Source organism: Veillonella sp. oral taxon 780 str. F0422, from assembly GCF_000221605.1.
GTDB lineage: Bacteria > Bacillota > Negativicutes > Veillonellales > Veillonellaceae > F0422.
In genome coordinates this window covers 1-2,022 of the sequence record NZ_AFUJ01000022.1, presented here as the reverse complement: position 1 = coordinate 2,022, position 2,022 = coordinate 1, and the positions used below count along the sequence as shown (strand labels likewise).

Annotated in this window: 1 protein-coding gene and 1 pseudogene; both read left to right on the top strand. The window is 35.2% G+C overall.

What is annotated here, in order from left to right; all coding sequences use genetic code 11:
- Positions 1-157 precede the first annotated feature (157 nt).
- A pseudogene (locus HMPREF9200_RS08935) lies at positions 158-1,480 on the top strand (VirD4-like conjugal transfer protein, CD1115 family); the annotation flags it as partial.
- Between the two features lie 129 nt (positions 1,481-1,609).
- The coding region (locus tag HMPREF9200_RS02620) for a hypothetical protein (protein ID WP_038144539.1) at positions 1,610-2,022 on the top strand (413 nt) is incomplete at its 3' end.

Sequence of the window (2,022 nt, the reverse complement as noted above, 5' to 3'; positions counted from 1 at the left end):
CCATGATGGAGGCTGTATGCTTTTCTTTTTTGAGAAGATCAGGTTATAGGGCAAAATGAGTTGCTTTTACTAACGATGATGTTAGAATGTAAGAGCCTATATAGGTGGCGTTATTATTGACAAAATTTTTCAAGGGATATTAGGGATTAATACGATGAGCTTTCTTCTAAGCCTTCATCCTACGGATATTATAATGTGCGTGGTAGTAGCTGTTTTAATGAAAATTATCGTATATACCAAAGGAAAAAATGCTAAAAAGTTTAGACAGGGGAAAAAGTATGGCTCAGCAAGATAGGGAACGAAAAAAGATATAGAGCCATATATGGATGAAAAGTTTTAAAACAATATCCTGCTTACGCAAACAGAATGATTAACCATGAATGGCAGACCGGCTAATCCTAAATATGATCGTAACAAAAATGTGCTTGTAATCGGTGGAACAGGAAGTGGAAAAACGAGATTTTATGTAAAACCGAATCTTATGTAGATGCACTCGTCATATTGTGTAACCGATCCTAAAGGAACTATAGTCCTTGAGTGCGGTAAGATGCTTGAATATACTCGATATGATAGATACTTCTGAAGTCAGAGAAGATGATGAAACCTATATGAACCCCATAGATAGACTCTTTGAAGCAATTGAGAAAAGAGAGCTGACACACTTTGCAGTGTGGCAATATAAAAAGTACAAATTGGCTGCGAGAAAAACTGCCAAATCGATTCTTATATCATGTGGTGCAGGACTTTCATCCTTTGATATTTAGGAATTACGAGACTTGATGAGTGGGGATGAACTTGAGTATGATACACTGGGAGATAGATAAACAACATTCTTTGTTATTATCTCAGATACCGATGATACCTTTAACTTTGTAGTGTCTATTATGTACTCATAGTTATTTAACCTACTTTGTGATAAGGCAGATGATGAGTATGGAGGTAGACTTCCTGTTGATGTAAGATGTCTACTCGATGAGTTTACAAATATCGGCTTAATTCCGAAGTTTTAAAAGCTGATTGCCATAATCAGAAGTAGAGCGATTTCTGCAAGCGTTATTTTACAGGCACAATCTCAACTAAAGACAATCTATAAGGATAATGCCGACACCATTGTAGGTAACTGTGATAGCACCTTGTTTCTCGGTGGAAGAAGAAAACTATACTTAAAGATCTTTCCGAAACACTTGGTAAGGAAATGATAGATATTTATAATACATCGGAAACAAGGAGCAATTAAAAGAGCTTTGGACTTAATTATCAAAAGACTGGGAAAGAGCTGATGAGTCAGGACGAGATTACAGTGATGGATGGTGGCAAATGTATCTTTCAGCTTAGAGGTGTACGCCCTTTTCTGTCAGATAAATTCGATATTACAAAGCATAAGAACTATAAGCTCCTCGAAGATTACGATAAAAAGAATGTGTTTGATATAGAAGATTCAGAGAGATCAGTAAAACTAAGTTTAATAGAAATACGGTGATTACAAGATTGTAATATTTTATGCTATGATTTTATAGAGGATAGGATATTTGGTATAATAATATAAATAACTTTAGAATTTATTAATAAGATATGTTTTGGATTGTGTATGAGGATAGAGGGTAGATTAATGGAAAATTATCAAGGTGTTGCAATGACAGATGGAATAAACAGAAAAAATCATATAATGCCATTAAGTACGATTATTAAGGCATACCATAACTCGTGGAATACTGTTTTTCCTATGAATTTGGGACATGACAGAACAAAGCCGATAGGGTATACTATGCTAACTGGGGTATATATGGAACCAGGAAAAGCGTATGTAACGAATGAGTCATCAATCATGGAAAGCAAAGAAGAGCATGAAGAAATGATTAAAATGATAAAAGCTTCTGACGACAAGATATTTTGTGAAGAGCGCAAGGAAGAACTTGATACTCTAGTTAGAAGGTTAGGCGATGTGCTTTCTGATAAATCTCGTGTTGCACCAGTTGGTCAAGCGGTGGCCATTAAGGACAAGGATATTGTATATCGTCTTTT